17 protein-coding genes and 2 rRNA genes are annotated in these 22,083 nt (G+C 62.7%); 2 read left to right on the forward strand and 17 right to left on the reverse strand.

Features of this window, described 5'->3' with window-relative positions; all coding sequences use genetic code 11:
- Window positions 1-134: 134 nt before the first annotated feature.
- Together AACH87_RS18485 and AACH87_RS18490 are read left to right on the forward strand one after the other, a co-directional pair.
- Complete coding sequence (locus AACH87_RS18485; protein WP_338795992.1) at window positions 135-1,247, forward strand: AraC family transcriptional regulator; 1,113 nt, start codon at window positions 135-137, stop codon at window positions 1,245-1,247.
- Between the two features lie 115 nt (window positions 1,248-1,362).
- Window positions 1,363-2,031, forward strand: a complete 669-nt coding sequence (locus AACH87_RS18490) for a glutathione S-transferase family protein (RefSeq protein ID WP_338795993.1) — start codon at window positions 1,363-1,365, stop codon at window positions 2,029-2,031.
- Between the two features lie 5 nt (window positions 2,032-2,036).
- Here AACH87_RS18490 and AACH87_RS18495 read toward each other — a convergent pair whose 3' ends face one another.
- From AACH87_RS18495 to AACH87_RS18575, 17 genes are all read right to left on the reverse strand, one after another.
- Window positions 2,037-3,542, reverse strand: a complete 1,506-nt coding sequence (locus AACH87_RS18495) for a patatin-like phospholipase family protein (protein WP_338795994.1) — start codon at window positions 3,540-3,542, stop codon at window positions 2,037-2,039.
- Between the two features lie 11 nt (window positions 3,543-3,553).
- Window positions 3,554-4,207 (reverse strand): HAD family phosphatase, encoded by a 654-nt coding sequence (locus AACH87_RS18500; protein ID WP_338795995.1) that lies wholly within the window; start codon window positions 4,205-4,207, stop codon window positions 3,554-3,556.
- 75 nt (window positions 4,208-4,282) lie between these two features.
- Window positions 4,283-7,300: a site-2 protease family protein gene (locus AACH87_RS18505; protein ID WP_338795996.1), complete on the reverse strand. Its 3,018-nt coding sequence runs from the start codon at window positions 7,298-7,300 to the stop codon at window positions 4,283-4,285.
- Between the two features lie 98 nt (window positions 7,301-7,398).
- Complete coding sequence (locus AACH87_RS18510; protein WP_338799013.1) at window positions 7,399-7,821, reverse strand: YchJ family metal-binding protein; 423 nt, start codon at window positions 7,819-7,821, stop codon at window positions 7,399-7,401.
- A 2-nt stretch (window positions 7,822-7,823) separates the two neighbouring features.
- Window positions 7,824-8,528, reverse strand: coding sequence for a DUF4197 domain-containing protein (locus AACH87_RS18515; protein WP_338795997.1), 705 nt, complete (start codon window positions 8,526-8,528; stop codon window positions 7,824-7,826).
- Window positions 8,529-8,751: 223 nt separating this feature from the next.
- Window positions 8,752-9,882 carry an acyl-CoA dehydrogenase family protein gene (locus AACH87_RS18520; protein WP_338795999.1) on the reverse strand — a complete coding sequence of 377 codons (1,131 nt, stop codon included), beginning with the start codon at window positions 9,880-9,882 and terminating at the stop codon, window positions 8,752-8,754.
- A gap of 50 nt (window positions 9,883-9,932) precedes the next feature.
- Window positions 9,933-10,601: an SDR family oxidoreductase gene (locus AACH87_RS18525; protein WP_338796000.1), complete on the reverse strand. Its 669-nt coding sequence runs from the start codon at window positions 10,599-10,601 to the stop codon at window positions 9,933-9,935.
- A gap of 82 nt (window positions 10,602-10,683) precedes the next feature.
- Window positions 10,684-11,340, reverse strand: coding sequence for a pyridoxamine 5'-phosphate oxidase family protein (locus AACH87_RS18530; RefSeq protein ID WP_338796001.1), 657 nt, complete (start codon window positions 11,338-11,340; stop codon window positions 10,684-10,686).
- A 79-nt stretch (window positions 11,341-11,419) separates the two neighbouring features.
- Window positions 11,420-12,502: a DUF695 domain-containing protein gene (locus tag AACH87_RS18535; RefSeq protein ID WP_338796002.1), complete on the reverse strand. Its 1,083-nt coding sequence runs from the start codon at window positions 12,500-12,502 to the stop codon at window positions 11,420-11,422.
- Between the two features lie 179 nt (window positions 12,503-12,681).
- Window positions 12,682-13,875 (reverse strand): acetyl-CoA C-acyltransferase, encoded by a 1,194-nt coding sequence (locus AACH87_RS18540; protein WP_338796003.1) that lies wholly within the window; start codon window positions 13,873-13,875, stop codon window positions 12,682-12,684.
- Between the two features lie 46 nt (window positions 13,876-13,921).
- A complete protein-coding gene (gene aceK / locus AACH87_RS18545) occupies window positions 13,922-15,721 on the reverse strand; it encodes a bifunctional isocitrate dehydrogenase kinase/phosphatase (protein WP_338796004.1) in 1,800 nt (599 codons plus the stop codon).
- A 52-nt stretch (window positions 15,722-15,773) separates the two neighbouring features.
- On the reverse strand, window positions 15,774-16,433 hold the full coding sequence (gene can, locus AACH87_RS18550; RefSeq protein WP_338796005.1) for a carbonate dehydratase: 660 nt from the start codon (window positions 16,431-16,433) through the stop codon (window positions 15,774-15,776).
- 28 nt (window positions 16,434-16,461) lie between these two features.
- On the reverse strand, window positions 16,462-17,652 hold the full coding sequence (locus tag AACH87_RS18555) for an isovaleryl-CoA dehydrogenase (protein WP_338796006.1): 1,191 nt from the start codon (window positions 17,650-17,652) through the stop codon (window positions 16,462-16,464).
- Window positions 17,653-17,678: 26 nt separating this feature from the next.
- Window positions 17,679-18,140 carry a PaaI family thioesterase gene (locus AACH87_RS18560; RefSeq protein WP_338796007.1) on the reverse strand — a complete coding sequence of 154 codons (462 nt, stop codon included), beginning with the start codon at window positions 18,138-18,140 and terminating at the stop codon, window positions 17,679-17,681.
- 41 nt (window positions 18,141-18,181) lie between these two features.
- Window positions 18,182-18,577, reverse strand: coding sequence for a MerR family DNA-binding transcriptional regulator (locus AACH87_RS18565; RefSeq protein ID WP_338796008.1), 396 nt, complete (start codon window positions 18,575-18,577; stop codon window positions 18,182-18,184).
- A 276-nt stretch (window positions 18,578-18,853) separates the two neighbouring features.
- Window positions 18,854-18,966 (reverse strand): 5S ribosomal RNA (rrf, locus tag AACH87_RS18570).
- A 140-nt stretch (window positions 18,967-19,106) separates the two neighbouring features.
- A 23S ribosomal RNA gene (locus AACH87_RS18575) occupies window positions 19,107-21,985 on the reverse strand.
- Window positions 21,986-22,083 lie beyond the last annotated feature (98 nt).

Genomic DNA, 22,083 nt, shown 5'->3' on the forward strand with positions numbered 1-22,083 from the left:
TTGCGGTGCGGGGGTGGTTGTGGCTGCACTCGTCACGGGGTTTGTCTCCTTGGCTTTGTCTCCAGCCCCGGCTAGCGCAACCTATGGGCGGTTACCGTAAGGATAGGAGCCTCTTATTCGGCCAAGTTGCCACAATGGTTGCAAATCGTGCCACGGGTGGCACACTCCGCGGGGTGACATTCCCCGCACTTTCAGCCCCCCTCTCCACACAGCTCGCCGCAGGGCCAGCAGCCACCCCCATCGCCTTTGTCCGCGCCATTGCTCTGGCGTATGAGCGGCGCAGCATGAGCCCCGAACGCGCCCTGGCCCTGGCACAGATTGCGCCGCAGCTGCTGGCGGACGACAGCGCCCGCATCACCGCATGGCAGATGGAACGCATCTCTGAAGCCGCCATGCGCGAGCTGGACGACGAAGCCCTGGGCTGGTTCAGCCGCCGCCTGCCCTGGGGCAGCTACGGCATGCTGGCGCGCGCCAGCATCAGCTCGCCCACGCTGCAGGTGGCCCTGGCCCGCTGGTGCCGCCACCACGGCCTGTTGGCGGACGACATTGCGCTGCACCTCACCACCACCGGCGAAACCGCCACCCTGGCCATCACCGAGGCCCGCGACCTGGGCGCGCTGCGCGAGTTCTGTCTGGTGTCGGTGCTGCGCAATGCCCACGGCCTGGCCTGCTGGATGGTGGACTCGCGCATCCCCCTCATCGCTGCCGAATTTGCGTTTGATGCCCCACCGCATGCCGATGCGTATGCCGTGCTGTTCCGGGGCCCGTCTACCTTTGGCGCGCCGCGCACCGCCATCCACTTCGACGCCCGCTACCTGCACCTGCCCCTGCGCCGCGACGAACAGGCCCTGCGCCAGATGCTGCAACACGCCCTGCCGCTGACGGTGCTGCACTACCGCCGCGACCGCCTGCTGGTGCAGCGCGTGCGCCAGTTGCTGGCAGCCCCTTTGCCGGGCCAGCCTGCGCACGCCCTGCCCCAACACAGCGCCGAATCATTGGCCGCGCTGCTGCACGTATCACCACGCACGCTGCACCGGCAGTTGAAGGAGGAAGGCGCCACGCTGCAGGGCCTGAAAGACGAGGTGCGCCGCACCCGCGCGGTGGAGCTGCTGCACCGCACGCAACGGCCCATCAAGCAGGTGGCGGAGGCGGCGGGGTTTGAGAACGAGAAGAGTTTTATCCGGGCGTTCCGGGGGTGGACTGGGCAGTCGCCTGCGGAGTTTCGGCGCCACGCGGGCCAAGCGTGATGGCAAATGCCGCAGTGGCGCAATCTGCACCCTGCATGGCGGCCAAAGCAACGCGCCCACGGCCACCCGTCACTACACTGACTTGAACCACCGCCTGCACTTTATCGCCAGCCTCATGCTCCACCTCCACCACTGCATCAGCGCCCGCTCCTTCCGTCCCCTGTGGATGCTTGAGGAGCTACAACTGCCCTACCAGCTCCACATGCTGCCCTTCCCGCCCCGCGCGAAGGCGCGGTGGTTTCTGGACGAGAACCCGCTGGGCACGGTGCCGCTGCTGGTGCAAGGTGATGTCCGCATGACCGAATCGGCAGCCATGTGCCAGTACCTCGCTGCCACGCACCCCGATGCGGGGCTGGATGTAGCGCCCACGCACCCGGCGTATGGCGCGTACCTGAACTGGCTGCACATGAGCGATGCGACGCTGACCTTTCCGCAAACGCTGGTGCTGCGCTATGGGCGCTTTGAACCGGCCGATCGCAAGCAGCCGCAGGTGGTGGAGGACTACACGCGCTGGTTTCTGGCCCGGCTGCGCGCGGTAGAGGCTGCAGTGGCGAGCCGTGACTATCTGTGCGCAGGGCGCTTCACGGCCGCCGATGTCGCGGTGGGCTATGCCTTGCTGCTGGCGCAGCAGTTGGGGCTGGAAGCGCAGTTTGGCCCAGGCACCAGCGCGTACTGGCAGCGACTGCAGTCACGGCCGGCCTACCAGCGGGCACACGCGGCCCAGGTGCAAGCGGCGCAAGCGCAAGGGGTGAGCCCGGCACCAGCCACTGACGCGCCTACCTGATCCGCTCACTGCCCAGCCACCGCGCCAGCTACCGTACCAGGCAACGCAGCCTTTCGCGGCGCCGCCGCACCCCCACCCTGCAGCGACTTCACCAGCGCCTGAAATTCTGACGAATGGCGCAGCACGCTGCCGCCCGCATCAATGAGGCCCGTGACCTCATCCGGCGCGATGGAGAACGCCGTGGGCACCTGCAGCAGGCGGCGGCGGGCTACGTCGTCGGGGGCGTCGCGCAGATTGACGGGGATGACGTGGATCTCGGCATCATCGGCAAAGGCATCAAAGCCGCTGTCGCGTGCGCCATCGGCCAGGGATTCGCGCCAGCGCTGGGTGATGTCCTTAAGGAACTCTTGCGTTTCGCGGGTGGAGCGCGAGCCCGCGCCGAACAGCAGGGTATCGACCACCTGGGCCATGTTGGGCACGTAGTCCTGCGTGTCGATGCGGAAGGACGGGTCGCGCTCGGCGTTGACGGTGATGAGCACCAGCCTGCGGATGCTGCGCGGCGGAATGCCCATTTCACTGAAGCTCTCGCGCAGGCCGCCACCGGCCAGGGCGCGGTCGAGCAGGCGCTGCACGCCCAGGTTGTCGGCCAGCCCGCCATCGACCAGGTGGATGTAGGGGCGGCTCTGGGCGTCCAGGTAGCTCAACTCGTGCGCGCGGTTGAGCCGGGCGCGGTAATCGTCTGCGGGTGCCTGGCGGGCACCGGCAATGGCTGCGGCCTGGCGGGCGGGGCACTGGTCTGCATAGTTGCGCAGCGTGACGGGGCTGAGCAGCAGGGGCACGGCGGACGACGCCGCCACGGCAAACGACAGGGGCACCTTGCGCAGGTCTGAGCAGATCAGCGCAAACTGGTCCCAGGTGAATTCAAAGCCCGCGCCGTTGGACATGTCGGTGGCGGTGATGAACAGCTGCGGGTGGCGGGGGCTTTTTTCTACATCGCCAAAGGTGCGGCCCTGGTACAGCTCGTCCAGCCGCTTGGCCAGCAGGTGGGTGCGACCCCACCAGGGCGAGGTCAGGTCGATGAGGTTGCCGGGCTTGAGGGCCTGGGTGATGAGGCTGTTCTGAAAGTTCTGGCGCAGAAAATCGTGCTCGAACTGGGGCAGGCCGTCGATGCCATGGGCCGCCAGATAGGCCGCCACGATGCTGCCACCCGAGACACCGCTGATAACGTCGGTGGCGTCGAGCAGCGTGAGTGCATGCCCGTTCCAGTCAAACCGGGTGCGCTGCATTTCTGTCAGCACCCCAAACCCGAAAGCCGCAGCGCGTGCCCCGCCGCCGGAGAGGGTGACCGCCACCAGGATGGACGGGTCGCGCTCGGACTTGCGCACGGGCACCGTCTGGTCCTCAGGCGGCAAGGGCTCGTTGATCCAGGGTTTGACGGAGGAGCAGGCCGTCAGCGCGACCAACCCCAGCACCAGGGCTGCACGGCGGGCGGCACGGCCTGCGCGGGCTAGGCTTTGCAGCGACGGAGGCTGGCCCCGGCAAAAGCGCACAACAGTTGGCAATGACAACATACCGCGCCCCTTCAGCAGCCCAGCAGCGCGGGCAGCTCCGCCATGCTGCAAAACACCTGCACAGCCCCCGCGGCACGCAAGGCCGCGCCGTCGTCCAGCGGGGCGTAGGCAAACACGGTAGCCCCTGCGGCAACACCTGCGGTCACGCCGGTCACCGTGTCTTCCACCACCGCGCAGCGGGCGGGGTGGGCCTGCAGCGCGGCGGCTGCCGCCAGGTACACATCGGGCGCGGGCTTGGTGGCGGGCATTTCGTGGCCGCTGAATACGCGGCCCGCAAAGAAAGGGGCGAGCCCCACCTTGGCCAGCTGCATCTCGACCTTGAACCGATCCGCCCCAGAAGCGCAGGCAATGCGCCCGCCGTGGTGGGCGTGCACACGCTGCACGGTGGGCAGGATGTGCTCGATGGCGGTGAGGCGAGCCTCCAGCTCGGCATTGCGCCGGGCGTAGAAGGCGGCCATCCAGTCGTCCGTCAGCGGCTGGCCAGTGTGCAACTCGATGCGGGCGGCCTCGCTGCGCACGGTCTTGCCGATGAAGATGTCCATGCACTCTTGCGCGCTGATAGCCCAGCCAGCCTCGTTGAGCATGGCGCACAGCACGCCGTTGGTGATGGGTTCGCTGTCCACCAGCACGCCATCACAGTCAAACAATACCGCTTCAAATTGCATCATCCGCTCACACTCGTTTTGCCCTGGGGTCACCCCATGGGCATGGGTTATTCCGTTGTTCAGTTGTTCAGTTGTTCAGTTCTTGGGGTTGCCTGCAGGCTCTGCCGCACGGTCCGCTGCGTGGTCAGCCACCAGGGCGCACATGCCAGTGGCTTGTGCTGCTTTACGGCGCGACAGCTCACGCACCTCGGCCGGTTCGCGGGCTTGCGGGTCTGCGGTGAGCAGACCACACCAGCGCACGGCCCAGTATGCACCGGGCTTGGCACGGCGCAGCAGTTCAGCCCGTGCGTCCTCTGCGCCGCGGGTGTCGCCCAGTTGCTGCAGGATGGCCCAGCGATCCAGCTGCCACACCACATCGCGGCGGGGCGACGCCGTATTGCGCGCCGATTGCTGCCAGGCCTGCCAGTGGCCGCGCAGGCTGGCAGAGTCCTTGCGGGCCATATCAACCCACACCAGGGTCTCCAGAGCCCGGTCTTGCAGATGCACCCAGCTGGCCGTGACCGATGGCGGCACCTCTGCCAGCACCTGTTGCGTGATGAGCACCGTGCGATCTGCCTGCCCCTGGGCCAGCAGCAGCCATGCCAGGTCCAGCCGGGCTTCGGCACGCTGCACGCGGGCCGTGAGGGCGAGACGGCTGCGGTCACTGTCTGCCGGAACAGGCAACACATCCACATTGCGCTGCAGCAGACGCACAGCCTCTTGCGCATCACCGCCTTCAGACCGCTGCATGTACCAGCGCGACAAGGCCGAGCGCGCCATCGTCGCCTGAAGAAAAGGCGCTGAAAGGCTGCCCTGCAGGTCTGCGGGCTGCGCTGCGCTGGCCGATTCCCACCACGCCAAGGCGTGCTGCATGCGCTCGATGGATTCGGGCAGTGAGTCGGCACTGTGGGCCAATGTGGACTGTGCCTGCGCCTCAAGCGAGCGCAGCGATGCATCGGCATCGGGCGGCAGGTCTGCCAGCAGACGCAGCCCCCAGGCGCGCGATGCATCCACCTCTTCCGTCGCCCGCAGCAAGCCCAGCAAGGTGCGGGCCCGCAGCAGGTCGCTGGCGGGCAGTGGCTCTGCCAGCGCCCAGGCTTGCTGGTAACGGTGGAGTGCCGCCGGGGTGTCCTCCAGCTCCAGCGCGTAGTCCCCCGCCTCCAGATACAGCGGCAGGCGCTCAGACTCGGGCAAGCTGGCAGCCTGTTGCAGGCGGCGCTCCCATTCCTCAGGGCTCACATACCCGGTCGCAGACGCGCTGTAGGTGGGGGCCGATTTGTCGTCTACCTCATCAGGCTGGTACTGGTATGCAGGCCGCGCCGCCATGAGCAAGGACCCTGCACCCGTCGCCCAGAGCGCCGCGGCGGGCGACAGCAGACACGCCAGGTAGATCGCCATGCCCGCTGCCGTGCCACCCCAGCCCAGGCGCGTGCCCTGCAGCTCGGGCAGCAGAGCGCGCACGGCACCCAGGCGCTGCGCAAAGGTCCAGCGCGCAAACTGCGGCTGCTGCAGCGCCGTGAAAATGCGCGCGGCCGCATCCGCTTCTGACAAGGTGGCCCCGGCTGCGCCGCGTGGCACCTGCCGGTCCACCCGCATCAGCCGCCAGTGGTGCGGCAGGCCCAGGGCCAGCAGCCCCGACAGCGCCAGCGTGATGGGGTCTTGCAAAAACCAGCCCAACGCCCCCAGCGCGCACATGCCGGCCACCACAAACACAAAGCGCAGCACGGGCCAGCGCACAAACAGCAGAGACTCGACCACGCGCCCGCCGTCCAGCGGGTGCACAGGCAGCAGGTTCAGGTAGTTGATGATGAGGCACATCAGCACAAAGTCTTGCACCCACGCAGAGGGTGCCACCCAACCACGAGCCACCGCCGCCATGACCCCCATGGCCAGCAGCAGGCCGGGCACGGGGCCAGCTAGGTACACGGCCAGCTTGTTCCAGGTGGATGCGCTGGGTTTGTGCCCCATCGCCACCCCGCCGAGCCCTGGAATGAACAGCACCGACAGGTTGCGGTAGCCCAGCGTACGCATGGCCAGCCAGTGCCCGCCCTCGTGCAGGCCGATCACCACCAGCAGGACCAAGGCGGTGCGCCAGCTCATCAGCACACCGCCGACCAGCACGAACAATGCGGCCGTGGTGCCCAGCGCCAGCCATTTGCGCCGAGAGCGCGCGGCCAGCTCGGCCTGGTAGGCCTGGTGCTGTTCAAAAGCCTGCAGGTCGGCAGCCAGCCGGGCCTGCGGTGAGGGGTCTGCGCTGGACGGCGAACCGGACGGTGAACTGGGTAGTGAGTTGGCAGGCGCAGGCGAAGCCGTGGAATTCGTTGCCGTTGCCGTTGCCGCCCCGGCCTGCGCTTGCGATGCGCGCCGAATGCCACGCACCAGCGCGGGGGCCTTCTGCAATGCAGCCGCCCAGCGCATGCGCCACAGGGGTTGGTCAGCTTCCGTGAGCGCACTGCCCCGCTGCGCAGGCCCTGGGGCCTGCGCCACCGGAACCAGGTAGCCACGGCGTTCGCCCTCGGGCACAAAGTCTTTCAGCAACCCCACGCACACGGCACGCACGGTTTCTACGTCGGTTTCGGCCTGTCTGCCTGCGGCGCAGTCGGCATCTACCCGCTGCTGGTGTGCGGCCCAGGCTGCCTGCACCGTGGGCAGGTAATCGTCGTGCACCAGCCAGGTGGCCGGCCACCACATGAGATAGTGGCGGTAGCAGTGCGTGGTCAGGTCGTGCGGCCCCGGGTCGCGCCATACCGTGGCCCATTGGAAGGTGCAGGCACGCCCGGCCTCGGGCAAGGTGGAGGGGGACAGCTGCAGCTGGGTGCGCCCGTCGGCAGACACAAAGACGTCGCTGTACAACCACTGCACGCCCGGCACCCGTGCTGCCGGGCGGCTTTGCATGCTGTAGCTGTAGACAAAGCCCATGGCGGTGGCCTCGGCCGCGGCGGCATCCAGAATGCCGCGGTGGGGCGCTGGCACGGCGGCACGGTCCACCACACGGGCTTCGCCCCGCTGCAGGCGCACATTGGCCAGATTGCGCGCCACGGCCAGCCACATCCACAGCGGGACAGCGGCGCACAGCACCAGCAGCGCCACGCCCAAGGTCATCCAACGGTCCATTCCATCCTCCCTCTGTCTGCTTGTTTTTGTCCGGTGTGCCGGTGTGTTCCGGCATCACGCGGAGTTGTGGCTCTGCGCCAGGAACCTGTTCAAAGGGCTCAGCGGTGGTCGCCATCCACATAAAACCACCGACCGCCTTCGCGCACAAAGCGGCTGCGTTCGTGCAGGCGTACAGCGCGGCCACCCAGGCGGTGGCGGGCCACAAATTCGACTTCGGCGTGGTCGGCGTCTTGCACCCAGTGGCCGCGCACCTCCAGGCCCAGCCACTGGGTGGCGGGGTCAAAGTCCAGCGTGACGGGACGGTGGCTGGGGTGCCAGGTGGCGAGCAGGTAGTCGGCACGCTCACGCACAAAGGCGGTGTAGCGCGAGCGCATGAGGTGCTCGGCATCGGGCGCGGGCTGGGTGTCCCAGTGGTCCAGAAAACGGCCACAGCAGTCGGCATAGGCCACGGGCTGGGCTTTGGCTCCGGTGCCTTGCAGCCGCCCGCAAGGGCAGGCCGTGGGGGTGGTGGCTTTGCGCACCGTCACCGCAGCGCCCCAAACACCTTTTGCAAGATGGCGCTGCCCGCCCCGGCGGGGTTCTGGCGGATCTTGCGCTCTTCTTCACCGATCATGAAGAACAGGCCATCCAGCGTCTTGCCGGTGACGTAGGTGGCCAGGTTGGCTTCATTGGGCTTGAGCAGGCCAAAGCTGGCGGCCTTGCCTGCAAAAGCGTTGTACTTGGCGGTGAGGCCGACTTTTTCAGTGGCCTGGTTCACCACGGGCAAAAAGCGCTCGGTCAGCGGAGCGCGGGTCTTGGTGACGAAGAACTGGGTGACGGAGGTGTCGCCGCCCGTCAGGATGTTCTTGGCGTCGGTCACGGTCATGTTCTGCACGGCCTGCAGCAGCACCTCTTTGCCCAAGGGCACAGCGGCCTCGGCGGCGCGGTTGATGGAGGTGACCAGCTCGTCGATACGCTTGCCCTGGCCCATGGATTTCATGACCTTGGCGGCATCTTTGAGGTGACCCGGAAGATCAATGCGCACCTGGGGGTTGCCCAGAAAGCCATCGGTGCGGCCCAGCAGCGCAATGGCCGCCTGCGCCCCCTGCGCCAGTGCGGCCTTGACGCCACTGGAGGCATCGGTGTTGGTGAGGTCGCCCAGCGACAGGGCCCAGGCGCGGGAGGTGGTGGCAAGCCACAGGGCACCCAGCGCACTGGCGCTGGCGTGGTGGAATTGGCGGCGCTGCATGGCAAAAGCCTTTTGGTCAGGTGAAGGATGAGACGAACGATGAAGTTCGCAGGCCCCGCGCCCCACCCACAGGCGGACTGGCAGCGCAGGAAAGCCATGATTTTCTCCGACCCGCGCGGCCGGGCCTTGCCGCTGGGTGCGGCCAGACGACCTTCAAGCCATTTTGGCCTCTAGCGCTTATCCAGTAAGCGCAAGCAGCTATATATTTAGTAGCAAAAAGCCATCAGGCCAGCGCGCGCTGGATGAGGATCTTCTGCACATCGCTTGTGCCTTCGTAGATCTGGCACACGCGCACATCGCGGTAGATGCGCTCCACCGGGAAATCATTCACCACGCCATAGCCGCCCAGCGTCTGGATGGCGGCGCTGCACACGCGCTCGGCCATCTCGCTGGCAAACAGCTTGGCCATGGCGGCTTCCTTCAGGCAGGGGCGGCCTGCATCGCGCAGCGCCGCGGCGTGCCAGATGAGCTGGCGCGCGGCCTCGATCTGCGTGGCGCAGTCGGCCAGGCGGAAGCCCACCGCCTGGTGGTTGAAGATGGCGGTGCCAAAACTCTCGCGCTCTTTGGCGTACTGCACGGCAAAGTCAAACGCGCTGCGCGCCATGCCCACGCTTTGCGCAGCGATTCCGATGCGCCCGCCTTCGAGTGCGCCCAGCGCAATCTTGTAGCCCTCGCCCTCGGCGCCGATCAGGTTCTCGGCCGGGATGCGGCAGTTGTCAAAGTTGATCTGCGCGGTGTCGCTGCTGTGCTGGCCCAGCTTGTCCTCCAGCCGCGCCACCACGTAGCCGGGCGTGCTGGTGGGCACCAGGAAGGCGCTCATGCCCTTCTTGCCCGCGGCCTTGTCGGTGACGGCAATGACGATGGCCACGTGGCCGTTCTTGCCGCTGGTGATGAACTGCTTGACGCCGTTGATCACGTATTCGTCACCTTGCTTGGTGGCCGTGGTGCGCAGCGCGGACGCATCAGAACCCACATGCGGCTCGGTCAGGCAGAAAGCGCCCAGCATCTCGCCGCGCGCCAGGGGCGTGAGCCAGTCGCGCTTTTGCTGCGCGTTGCCGTAGCGCATGAGGATGGCGTTGACGGGGCAGTTGGTCACGCTGATGGCGGTGCTGGTACCGCCGTCGCCTGCGGCAATCTCCTCCAGCACCAACGCCAGTGTCACGTAATCCAGGTTCGCGCCGCCAAACTCTTCAGGCACGCAGATGCCGTAGGCACCCAGCGCGGCCAGGCCCTGGTGGGCGTCTTTAGGGAAGTGGTGTTCCTTGTCCCAACGGGCGGCGTGCGGCCAAAGCTCGGTCTGGGCAAAGTCGCGCACGGCGTCGCGGATCATTTCCTGGTCTTGGGTGAGCAGCATGGGTTGTGTCTCCAGAGTTTTTATGTGGAATGAGGGGTTGCGGTGGCGGCCTACCAATGGCTGGCGCGGCGGCCATCGTGGTGCAGCAGACGGCCCTTGTCGGCCGCTGTGACGCTGGCCAGGGTGTTGCGCAGGCCACGCACGCTGTCTTCCACCGCCAGCGGCGCGGTGCCACCGCCCATGTCGGTCTGCACCCAGCCGGGGTCGATGGTGACCAGCGTGGCACCGGGGTAGTTGTGCTGGGCGGCGGCCACCGCCATGTTCAGCGCGGCCTTGCTGGTGCGGTACAGCCACGAGTCGCTGTTGGGCACACTGCCAATTTGCGACATGGACGATGAGAGAAAGGCAAACACGCCGCCTGCATCGGCCACGAGCGGAGCCACCTGCGGAATGGTCTGCATGGCGCCCAGCACGTTGGTGTGCATGACGGCATCAAAGTCTTGCTGGGTGGGCGGGGTGAGCGCGTTGGGGCGGCGGATGATGCCTGCCACGTACAGCGCCAGGTCGAGCTTTTCGCCGTCGAGCTGCCAGGCCAGGCCGCTGATGCTGGCGGGGTTGGCCACATCCACGGTGAGCACGTCCGCCCCCAGGGCCTGCACGCGCTCGCGCCCGGCATCGTCGCGCACCGTGGCAATCACGCGGCGGCCCGCCTCGGTGTACTGGCGCACCAGCTCCAGGCCAATGCCGCGGGATGCGCCGATGATGAGGATGGACTTCATGGTAGTTCTTTGAATAAAAAAGGCCTCTAGCGCTTATCTATCAAGCGCAAGCAGCTATCAAAAGAAGAGCAAACCAGCTACATCACTGCGGCGTCTGCTCTTGCGCAAGCTGGGCGCGGTAGCGCTCCATCATGGCTTCGTGGGTTTCAGGCTCGGCGGCCAGACCGATCTGGTCGTGGATCATCTGGTTCATGGACGGCAGCACGCTGCGCGGCACCTGCGCTTCGGCCTGCCACAGGCGCGAGCGCATGAAGGCCTTGGAGCAGTGCAGGTACGCCTCGGCCACCTGCACCTCAATGACCAGCTTGGGGCGCTGGCGCTCGGTGGCAAACAGGTCGGTAAAAGCGGCCTCGTCGCGCAAGCGGGCGGTACCGTTCACGCGCAGGGTTTCGTCCACGCCAGGAATCATGAACAGCAGGCCGATGCGCGGGTCGGCCAGCAGGTTGGTCAGGGTGTCGAGCCGGTTGTTGCCGCCCGAATCGGGCAGCAGCAGGGTGTGGGCATCGGGCGTCTTCACAAAGCCCGGCGCGCCGCCGCGTGGGGATGCGTCCAGCAACGCCCCACCCTGCCCGCCTTGCGCACCCTGGGCTGTGGCTGCACCGGCCGAGGCCACCACACAAAACGGCGACAGGGCAATGAAGCGCTGGCAGTGCCCATCCAGCAACGGGCGCTGCTTGCGCACCGCCCGTTCGGCTGGCTCGGCGTACAGGGTGCGTAGCTGGGCGAGGGTTTCGATCATGGACAGGCTCCCGGTGCGTGACGGCTGAACGTGGCAAGGATGGGTGGCGACAGAAGGGTGACGGCTTGGGGCGCTGCGCTTACAGCAGGTAGCCTGCGTATTCAAAGTACCCGGTCCACGCGGGGTCGTAGCGCAGCTTCAGCTCCAGCGTGGCAGCTTCGTCGCGCAACAGCAGCGGGGCCAGCGTCTGCTTGGCCAGTTGCTCGTCACCTACGTAGAACAGCGCCTGACGGCGGCCTGCGCGCACCAGGGTCAGCGCCGCAATGCCCAACTGGGGTAGTTGCAGCAAGGTGGCGGCCTGTTCGTGCAGGTCTTGCACGGCGCTCAGGGTGTCGCTGTCAGGCACAGCCAAGTCGAGGGTGAGGGCATAGGGCAGATCAGCCCGCATGGCGACGGCATTGGCGGCCAGGTTGACGGAGACGATGCCGCCTTCGCTGCCGCCGGTTTCAGCATCGCCTTCGGGGTCGTCCACGGGGTTGCCTTCATCGTCCACCGCGCAGTTGAACTCCAGCTCCAGCCCTTCCCACTGCGGCTCGCCTTGCGGAAAGTGGCCGGTGTGGCCCAGGGTCTGAGTCCAGAAGGTGTCAAACACGGGGGGCAGCTGGCTCAGGGGCGTCCAGGCCACATCGGCGTCGTATTCGTCCTCACCCACAAAGTCCACGGCCCCGACCTTGACTGCAAAGTCGTATTCGCCCAGCACGTGGTCCAGCATGATGAAGGTCATGTGGCGCGCATGGTCCGCAAAGTCGGCAGGAATCTCGCGGGCAAAGCGCAGCTCCAGCGCCACCTGTCCGTTGTCGGGCTGCAGGGCCACCAGCACTTCGGCGGTGGACAGCTCAAACCCATCCATGCCGATGGGAAAGTCGGCCTGGGGGCTGCGGGCGCGGAAGGCCACCACGCGGTGATGCTGAAGGGCCGGGGCGGCATCCACCAGTTGCATGAGCAGCGGAAAGCGTTCGATGCCGCCGTGCGCGGTGGCAATCAGGTCCACCACATCGTCTTCGGGGTGGCCGTGCACTTCCAGCGCCAGGCCTTGTACATGCGGCTCCAGCAGTGCGTTGACCTGCTCCACCCGCTCACGCAGGGGCAGTGCGTGCAGCGCAGGCTCCTGCGCAGTGAAGTCGGCCCAGAAGGCGGTAAGGGCGGGGGAAGCGGGTTGCATGCAAGAGTCCGGTAGAAAAAAGGAACCGTAGTATTCCAGACGGGCCGGGGATGCCTGGGCCCGTCTGGGCTACTGCGGCATCAGCAGCGCAGGCGGGCGGGCTGCGGCACAAGGCGCGAGCGCCACGGCAGGCTCAGCGTGAACGGCTCGAGAGCGTTCATGCCAAGCCGTATCTGCCGTCAGACCAGTTCAATGGCCATGGCCGTGGCCTCGCCACCGCCGATGCACAGCGTGGCCACGCCACGGCGCAGGCCACGGGCCTTGAGGGCATGGATGAGCGTGACGATGATGCGCGCACCGCTGGCACCGATGGGGTGGCCCAGCGCACAAGCACCGCCATTCACGTTCACCTTGTCGTGGGGCAGGCCCAGCTCTTTCATCAGCGCCATCGGCACCACCGCGAAGGCTTCGTTGATTTCCCACAGATCCACATCGCCCACCTGCCAGCCCGCCTTGGCCAGCACCTTGTGCGTGGCACCCACGGGGGCGGTGGCAAACCATTCAGGCTCTTGCGCATGGGTGGCGTGGGCCACGATGCGGGCCACAGGCTGGCTGCCCAGCTGCTGGGCGGTGGACTGGCGCATGAGCACCAGCGCAGCAGCCCCGTCGTTGATGCTGGAGCTGGAGGCTGCGGTGATGGTGCCGTCTTTCTTGAAGGCGGGCTTCAGGGTGGCGATCTTTTCGAGCTTAACCTTGCCCGGGCCTTCGTCCACGGACACCACGCGCTCACCGCTGCGATCCTTCACCGTGACGGGCACGATCTCGGCCGCAAACGCGCCAGATTCGGTGGCCGCCTTGGCGCGCTGCACGCTAGCGGTGGCAAAGGCGTCTTGCTGCTCGCGGGTGAACTGGTATTTGGCCGCACAGTCTTCGCCAAAGGTGCCCATGCTGCGGCCGGGTTCGTAGGCATCTTCCAGGCCGTCGAGCATCATGTGGTCAAAGATGCGGTCGTGGCCCAGGCGGTAGCCGCCGCGGCCTTTTTGCAGCAGGTAGGGGGCGTTGGTCATGCTCTCCATGCCGCCCGCCACCATCACATCATGCGTGCCCGCCAGCAGCATGTCGTGCGCCATCATGGCGGCCTTCATGCCGGAGCCGCACATTTTGCTGAGGGTGACGGCCCCGGCCTCTTTGGGCAGGCCGCCTTTGAAGGCAGCTTGCCGCGCGGGGGCCTGGCCTTGCCCGGCCATCAGGCAGTTGCCAAACAGCACCTCGCCCACCGCGCTGGGCGCAATGCCAGCGCGCTGCACGGCTGCCTGGATGGCGGCACCGCCCAGGTCGTGGGCAGCCAGCGCGGCAAAGTCACCTTGCAGCGAGCCCATGGGCGTGCGTGCGGCACCAGTGATGACGACGGGGTCTTGGAGGGATGAGGTCACGGTTTGTCTCCTGGGTTGGGATAGATGGGGATAAAGGCAGTTTTTCTCAGCCAGGGGTGTGCACGAAGCGGCGCTCCTGACCATAAGGAAACACGTCCAGCAGGTGCCCTGCCTGGATACGCTCTTTGTGTTCCTGCCAGAAGGCGGGGTCCAGCAGGTCTGCGTGGTGTTTCATGAACACCTCGCGCACGGCGGGACTGCCCAGCAGGAACGGGCCAAAGGTTTCGGGGAACACATCGCGCGGGCCAGCGGTGTACCAGACCTCACCGCTCATTTCTTCCTCTTCGCTGCGGGGGGTGGGCACGCGGCGGAAGTTGCAGTCGGTGAGGTACTCGATTTCGTCGTAGTCGTAGAACACGACCTTGCCATGGCGGGTGATGCCAAAGTTTTTCCACAGCATGTCACCCGGGAAGATGTTGGCGGCCACCATGTCCTTGATGGCGTTGCCGTATTCGACGACGCAGCGCTCTATCTGCTCACGCGCACGGGTGTCGTCGGGGCCCGCATCCAGCGCTTCCTGCAGGTAGATGTTGAGCGGGATCATCCGCCGCTCGATGTAAAGGTGCTTGATGATGACTTCGGTTTGCCCGTCGCCATCGCGGTCGCTGATCTCCAGCTGGCTGGGCGCGAACTTCTCAATCTCGGCGATCAGTTCGTCGCTGAAGCGGTCCCGCGGGAAGGCCACTTCGCTGTATTCAAGGGTGTCGGCCATGCGGCCCACACGGTCGTGCTGCTTCACCAGCAGGTATTTGCCTTTGACCTGTTCCCGGGTCGTGTCTTTCTGCGGCGGGTAGTAGTCCTTGATGAGCTTGAACACATAAGGAAAGCTCGGCAGATCGAACACCAGCATGACCATGCCCTTGATGCCGGGGGCAATGCGAAACTGGTCGCTGGAGTGTTTGAGGTGGTGCAGAAAGTCGCGGTAGAACAGCGTCTTGCCTTGCTTGGCCAGGCCCAGCGCGTTGTAGATCTCGGCCCGGGGCTTGCGGGGCAGAAGGCTGCGCAGAAACTGTACATAAGCGCTGGGCACTTCCATGTCGACCATGAAGTAGGCCCGTGCAAAGCTGAACAGGATCTGCAGGTCTTCCTCGCCAAAAAGGGCTGCGTCGATGGTGAGCTTGCCCTGGTCATCGTGCAGGATGGGCAAGGCCAGGGGCACTTCGGTGAACCCGTTGATGATCTTGCCCACCACATAGGCGCCCTTGTTGCGGAAGAACAGGCTGGTGAGCACCTGGATCTGAAAATTGGCCCGGAGCTTGACCTGTGCCAGCCGCTCTTGCATGGCAACGAGTACATGGTGCGTGTCACGCTCCAGGTGGGCAAACTCGCGCTGCAGCTGGAAGTTCTCGACGATGGCGATCAGCGTCTGGTGCAGCGTCTCGCGCGAGGGGTAATAGGCGCGGTAGGTGGGCTTGGCTGCAGGCTCATCGTTTTCGATGTACTCGGTGCTGACCGCAGGACGCACAAAAATGAAGTCGTTCTGGAAGTGCGTGCGGTGCAGGATCTTGCAGGTGACCGAGTTGAAAAAGGTCTCGGCCAGCTCGGGCTGGTGGTGGTTGACCAGCAAGCCGATGTAGTGAAGTTTGGCCTGGTGCCACACCTCCATGGGCTGGGCACCTGCGCCAAACTCTTTCTCTAGGCGGCGCACGCACTCCTTGACGCGCAGGTCGTAGAACTCGATGCGCTCGCGCTGGGCACGTTGCTGCCCGAGCCAGTCTGCCGTTTCAAAGCGGTGCTTGGCACGGGCCGATTCGGTGCGGAACAGGCGGTAATGGCGGTTAAAACCATCCATCATCGCCTTGGCGATGGCGTAGGCCTGGGGAGAGTCGAGCCGCTGGGGAAACATGGCAGCGTGGATAGTGCTGATGACCGGTTCGCCCAAGGCCCGTTCTGTCGCCTTAACCCCGCCGGGCGGCCGCTACGCCTGCAATGGCCGCACGGTACAGAGTGTCCAATCCCTCGGTGCTGTCGACGGTCATGTGCAGGTTGTTGATGAGCCCGTCCTTGAGGCCATAACACCAGCCATGCAGGGTCACTTTCTGACCCCGGCCCCAGGCGTCCAGCATCACCGTGGTCTGGGCAATGTTGACCACCTGCTCAATCGCATTGAGTTCGCACAGCACATCGTGGCGATGCTCCGGCGCAATCGATGCGATCAGGTCGCGGTGGCGGTCACGCACATCAGTCACATGGCGAATCCAGTTGTCGGCCAGCCCGACGCGAATGCCTTCCAGCGCAGCCAGCACACCGCCGCAGCCATAGTGCCCCACAACCATCAGATGCTCCACATGGAGCTGATCCACGGCGTACTGGACCGTGGAGAGGCAGTTGAGATCGGTGGGCACCACCACGTTGGCCACGTTGCGGTGCACGAACACTTCGCCAGGCTCCAGCCCTGTGATCTGGTTGGCCGGGACGCGGCTGTCGGAGCAGCCGATCCACATGTACTTGGGCTTTTGCTGGGCCAGCAGGCTGGTGAAAAAGCCAGGACGCTCACGCTCCATCTGCGCCGCCCAGGCGCGGTTGTGTACAAACAGGTCGTCGATGGATGTAGGCATGAGGTCCTTTGGATGGTTAGAGAAGAGGTCAGCAGGTCTCTGCAAACAGTTCGCGGCCAATCAGCATGCGGCGGATTTCGCTGGTGCCAGCACCAATCTCGTACAGCTTGGCGTCGCGCCACAGGCGGCCCAGCGGGTACTCATTGATGTAGCCATTACCGCCAAAAATCTGCACGCCTTCGCCCGCCATCCAGGTAGCTTTCTCGGCACACCAGAGGATGACGCTGGCGCAGTCCTTGCGCACCTGCCGCACGTGTTCTGTTCCCAGCAGATCCAGGTTCTTGGCGACGGTGTAGGCAAACGAACGCCCCGCCTGCAGCACGGTGTACATGTCAGCCACCTTGCCCTGGATCAGCTGGAACTCGCCAATGCTTTGCCCAAACTGCTTGCGGTCGTGAATATAGGGGATCACGTTGTCCATGACCGATTGCATGATGCCCAAAGGCCCGCCAGTCAGCACGGCGCGCTCGTAATCGAGCCCACTCATCAGCACCTTGGCGCCCTGGTTGACGCCACCCAGCACATTTTCGGCGGGCACTTCCACATTGTTGAAAACCAGCTCACCCGTGTGGCTGCCGCGCATGCCCAGCTTGTCCAGCTTTTGCGCAATGCTGAAGCCGGGCATGCCCTTTTCAATAAGAAACGCCGTAACCCCGCGCGCGCCCAGTTCGGGCTCGGTCTTGGCATAAACCACCAGCGTGTCAGCGTCCGGTCCGTTGGTGATCCACATCTTGCTGCCATTCAGCACGTAATAGCCGCCCTTGTCCTCGGCTTTGAGCTTCATGCTGATCACGTCGGAACCAGCCCCTGGTTCACTCATGGCCAGGGCACCCACATGTTCGCCACTGATGAGTTTGGGCAGGTATTTCTGCTTCTGCGCTTCGTTGCCGTTTCGGTTGATCTGGTTCACGCACAGATTGCTGTGGGCACCGTAGGAAAGGCCGATGGAAGCACTGGCGCGGGAAATCTCCTCCATGGCCACCATGTGGGCCAAGTAGCCCATGGCAGCACCGCCATATTGTTCAGGCACCGTGATACCCAGCACGCCCAGATCACCCATTCGCTGCCACAACTCCATGGGGAACTGGTCAGTGCGGTCAATTTCAGCGGCACGGGGCGCAATTTCTGCTTGGGCAAATTCACGCACTGCATCGCGCAGTGCATCAATGTCTTCGCCCAGCTGGAAATTCAGCCCTGGAAGGTTGGAAGAAAGGCTCATGGTTGTCTCCTTGTCAAAGTATCGGGTCAGTCTTTCAGCACTTCACGTCCGGTGACGGTCATCAGCGTGCATCCCATAGTGGCAATCAGCTTTTCTTTACCTTGAGCTAAGGCATATGCACGGCCTTCACAGACGGTAATCGTCCGCCCTGGCTTGAGAACACGCCCCTCCATGCGAAAGTGTTCGCCATCTGCTGGAGCCAGCAAATTGATCTTGAACTCAATTGTCAGAACGGCGGCATCCTGCGGCATGAGCGTCAAGGCGGCATAGCCACAAGCCGAGTCCAACGCGGTAGACACGACGCCCGCATGCAAAAAGCCGTGCTGCTGCGTCAACCCCTCAGACCAGTGCAATGAAATGTCTACAGCGCCTGGCGACACCAGATCCAACTGCGCCCCCAGGGTAGACATCGCCCCTTGCTTGGCAAAGCTTGCACGGACCCGCTCCTCAAATGCGGTATGTCGGGGCTCAAACAGCAAATGGGTCACAGAATCACCATATTGACGTTTACGTAAACGTCAATTATGGATCATTTTTGCTTTTCCGACTTCAAGAGAAGAGCTCGAGCTTCTTTTTCATGCTCCCGGACCTCTTCCAGGTTGGCCTGCAGGTCTGCCAACTGAGCTTCCAATTGCTTCCGATGAACAGCCAGTACATCCAGAAACTTGCGCAACTGCACCCCTGTATCCCTGGGGCTGTCGTAGAGATCAATAATCTCCTTCGCCTCCGTGAGAGATAGCCCCAGTCGTTTGGCTCTCAGTGTCAGGCGCAGTCTTGTTCTGTCTCTGGGGCTGTATATGCGATTGCGCCCCCCCGCCCCGCTCCGTTCAGGCTGCAGCAATCCCATATCTTCGTAAAAACGGATCGCGCGGGTCGTGAGATCGAACTCTTTGGCGAGATCGCTGATGGTGTAAGTGGTGGCCATGCGCAGGAACGGGAGATCTAGAAGTCTCAAGGACAGGAGACATTGACGTGCACGTCAATCCTATCGCAAGACGCGAGAGAAGCAGCCAAGCAGGGAATGCTGGAGCACTAGAAAAAGCACTATCCAGTCTGCATTAGGTAACGCCAGGGAGGTACACGGACTACTCTTCCCGCCTGTCCCGCAGACTTCAAGACTCTTTGCGGAGAGATGAGTTTGACTTCCCCCAAAGCAAAAAACCCCAGTCTTGTAGAGACTGGGGTTTTCTGGGCTGTAAGAGCCTGACGATGACCTACTTTCACACGGGAACCCGCACTATCATCGGCGCAAAGTCGTTTCACTGTCCTGTTCGGGATGGGAAGGAGTGGTACCAACTTGCTATGGTCATCAGGCATAACTTGGTGCTGAGCAGTCTTGGGACTGCTCGGCGAATTCATAGAGTTTGGAATCAGTTTTTTGTATTTGACTGCGTCTAACTTGGCATAACAATCTTTGAGCTTTTGCATTGAAGTGCATAGGCTATCAAAGTTATAGGGTCAAGCCGCACGAGCAATTAGTACTGGTTAGCTTAACGCATTACTGCGCTTCCACACCCAGCCTATCAACGTCCTGGTCTTGAACGACTCTTCAGGGGGCTCAAGGCCCCGGCAGATCTCATCTTGAAACGAGTTTCCCGCTTAGATGCTTTCAGCGGTTATCTCTTCCACACTTAGCTACTCGGCAATGCCACTGGCGTGACAACCGATACACCAGAGGTGTGTCCACTCCGGTCCTCTCGTACTAGGAGCAGGCTTCCTCAAATCTGCAGCGCCCACGGAAGATAGGGACCAAACTGTCTCACGACGTTTTAAACCCAGCTCACGTACCTCTTTAAATGGCGAACAGCCATACCCTTGGGACCGGCTACAGCCCCAGGATGAGATGAGCCGACATCGAGGTGCCAAACACCGCCGTCGATATGAACTCTTGGGCGGTATCAGCCTGTTATCCCCAGAGTACCTTTTATCCGTTGAGCGATGGCCCTTCCATACAGAACCACCGGATCACTATGTCCTGCTTTCGCATCTGCTCGACTTGTCAGTCTCGCAGTTAAGCACGCTTATGCCATTGCACTATCGTCACGATGTCCGACCGTAACTAGCGTACCTTCGAACTCCTCCGTTACGCTTTGGGAGGAGACCGCCCCAGTCAAACTGCCTACCATGCACTGTCCCCGATCCAGATAATGGACCTAGGTTAGAACCTCAAACACACCAGGGTGGTATTTCAACGTCGGCTCCATGAGATCTAGCGACCTCACTTCAAAGCCTCCCACCTATCCTACACAGATCTGTTCAAAGTCCAATACAAAGCTACAGTAAAGGTTCATGGGGTCTTTCCGTCTTTCCGCGGGGAGATTGCATCATCACAAACATTTCAACTTCGCTGAGTCTCAGGAGGAGACAGTGTGGCCATCGTTACGCCATTCGTGCAGGTCGGAACTTACCCGACAAGGAATTTCGCTACCTTAGGACCGTTATAGTTACGGCCGCCGTTTACTGGGACTTCAATCAAGAGCTTGCACCCCATCATTTAATCTTCCAGCACCGGGCAGGCGTCACACCCTATACGTCCACTTTCGTGTTTGCAGAGTGCTGTGTTTTTATTAAACAGTCGCAGCCACCGATTTTTTGCAACCCCTTTGGGCTCCCTCTGTACGAGTTCACCTACTTGGGGCATACCTTCTCCCGAAGTTACGGTATCAATTTGCCGAGTTCCTTCTCCTGAGTTCTCTCAAGCGCCTTAGAATACTCATCTCGCGCACCAGTGTCGGTTTGCGGTACGGTCGTCAATAGCTGAAGCTTAGTGGCTTTTCCTGGAAGCAGGGTATCACTCACTTCGTCTGCAAGCAGACTCGTTATCACCCCTCATCTAAGCCCGGCGGATTTGCCTACCAGGCACGACTACAGGCTTGAACCAACATATCCAACAGTTGGCTGAGCTAACCTTCTCCGTCCCCACATCGCACTATTGATCGGTACAGGAATATTGACCTGTTTCCCATCAGCTACGCATCTCTGCCTCGCCTTAGGGGCCGACTCACTCTACGCCGATGAACGTTGCGTAGAAAACCTTGCGCTTACGGCGAGGGGGCTTTTCACCCCCTTTAACGCTACTCATGTCAGCATTCGCACTTCTGATACCTCCAGCATCCGTTACCAGACACCTTCACAGGCCTACAGAACGCTCTCCTACCACGTGCAATAAATTGCACATCCGCAGCTTCGGTAACTGGCTTAGCCCCGTTACATCTTCCGCGCAGGACGACTCGATCAGTGAGCTATTACGCTTTCTTTAAATGATGGCTGCTTCTAAGCCAACATCCTGACTGTTTTAGCCTTCCCACTTCGTTTCCCACTTAGCCAATTTTAGGGACCTTAGCTGGCGGTCTGGGTTGTTTCCCTCTTGAGTCCGGACGTTAGCACCCGGTGCTCTGTCTCCCAAGCTGTACTCTTCGGTATTCGGAGTTTGCATAGGTTTGGTAAGTCGCCATGACCCCCTAGCCTAAACAGTGCTCTACCCCCGAAGGTAATACTTGAGGCACTACCTAAATAGTTTTCGGAGAGAACCAGCTATTTCCAAGTTTGTTTAGCCTTTCACCCCTATCCACAGCTCATCCCCTAGTTTTGCAACACTAGTGGGTTCGGACCTCCAGTACCTGTTACGGCACCTTCATCCTGGCCATGGATAGATCACTTGGTTTCGGGTCTACACCCAGCGACTGATTCGCCCTATTCGGACTCGATTTCTCTACGGCTTCCCTATTCGGTTAACCTTGCCACTGAATGTAAGTCGCTGACCCATTATACAAAAGGTACGCCGTCACCCTTGCGGGCTCCGACTTTTTGTAAGCATGCGGTTTCAGGATCTATTTCACTCCCCTCCCGGGGTTCTTTTCGCCTTTCCCTCACGGTACTGGTTCACTATCGGTCAATTACGAGTATTTAGCCTTGGAGGATGGTCCCCCCATATTCAGACAGGGTTTCTCGTGCCCCGCCCTACTTTTCTCTAACTTAGTACCACACGTCTGTTTTCGCATACAGGGCTATCACCTGCTATGGCCGGGCTTTCCATCCCGTTTTGCTAACAGTCGTGCTATCACTAGAAGGCTCTTCCGATTTCGCTCGCCACTACTTTCGGAATCTCGGTTGATGTCTTTTCCTCGAGCTACTGAGATGTTTCAGTTCACCCGGTTCGCCTCGCAACCCTATGTATTCAGGTTGCGATACCTCTTGCGAGGTGGGTTTCCCCATTCAGAAATCTCCGGATCAAAGCTTATTTGCCAGCTCCCCGAAGCTTATCGCAGGCTATCACGTCTTTCGTCGCCTGTAATTGCCAAGGCATCCACCACATGCTCTTAGTCACTTGACCCTATAACTTTGACGTTTCTTTCGAAACATCGCCATCATCTTCAAGGACTTGCCAGGTCTTTCACCTGACGCGTTATGCCGTAATGTGAATATTTCTTC

The sequence above is a fragment of the Acidovorax sp. DW039 genome (genome assembly GCF_037101375.1).
In the GTDB taxonomy this organism is placed as follows: Bacteria; Pseudomonadota; Gammaproteobacteria; order Burkholderiales; family Burkholderiaceae_C; genus Acidovorax.

Bases quoted from the DNA above. Each gene is read 5' to 3' on its own strand.
- AACH87_RS18485 (WP_338795992.1), top strand. From the start codon at position 135: ATGGTTGCAAATCGTGCCACGGGTGGCACACTCCGCGGGGTGACATTC.
- AACH87_RS18490 (WP_338795993.1), top strand. From the start codon at position 1,363: ATGCTCCACCTCCACCACTGCATCAGCGCCCGCTCCTTCCGTCCCCTG.
- AACH87_RS18495 (WP_338795994.1), bottom strand. From the start codon at position 3,542: ATGTTGTCATTGCCAACTGTTGTGCGCTTTTGCCGGGGCCAGCCTCCG.
- AACH87_RS18500 (WP_338795995.1), bottom strand. From the start codon at position 4,207: ATGCAATTTGAAGCGGTATTGTTTGACTGTGATGGCGTGCTGGTGGAC.
- AACH87_RS18505 (WP_338795996.1), bottom strand. From the start codon at position 7,300: ATGGACCGTTGGATGACCTTGGGCGTGGCGCTGCTGGTGCTGTGCGCC.
- AACH87_RS18515 (WP_338795997.1), bottom strand. From the start codon at position 8,528: ATGCAGCGCCGCCAATTCCACCACGCCAGCGCCAGTGCGCTGGGTGCC.
- AACH87_RS18520 (WP_338795999.1), bottom strand. From the start codon at position 9,882: ATGCTGCTCACCCAAGACCAGGAAATGATCCGCGACGCCGTGCGCGAC.
- AACH87_RS18525 (WP_338796000.1), bottom strand. From the start codon at position 10,601: ATGAAGTCCATCCTCATCATCGGCGCATCCCGCGGCATTGGCCTGGAG.
- AACH87_RS18530 (WP_338796001.1), bottom strand. From the start codon at position 11,340: ATGATCGAAACCCTCGCCCAGCTACGCACCCTGTACGCCGAGCCAGCC.
- AACH87_RS18535 (WP_338796002.1), bottom strand. From the start codon at position 12,502: ATGCAACCCGCTTCCCCCGCCCTTACCGCCTTCTGGGCCGACTTCACT.
- aceK (WP_338796004.1), bottom strand. From the start codon at position 15,721: ATGTTTCCCCAGCGGCTCGACTCTCCCCAGGCCTACGCCATCGCCAAG.
- can (WP_338796005.1), bottom strand. From the start codon at position 16,433: ATGCCTACATCCATCGACGACCTGTTTGTACACAACCGCGCCTGGGCG.
- AACH87_RS18555 (WP_338796006.1), bottom strand. From the start codon at position 17,652: ATGAGCCTTTCTTCCAACCTTCCAGGGCTGAATTTCCAGCTGGGCGAA.
- AACH87_RS18565 (WP_338796008.1), bottom strand. From the start codon at position 18,577: ATGGCCACCACTTACACCATCAGCGATCTCGCCAAAGAGTTCGATCTC.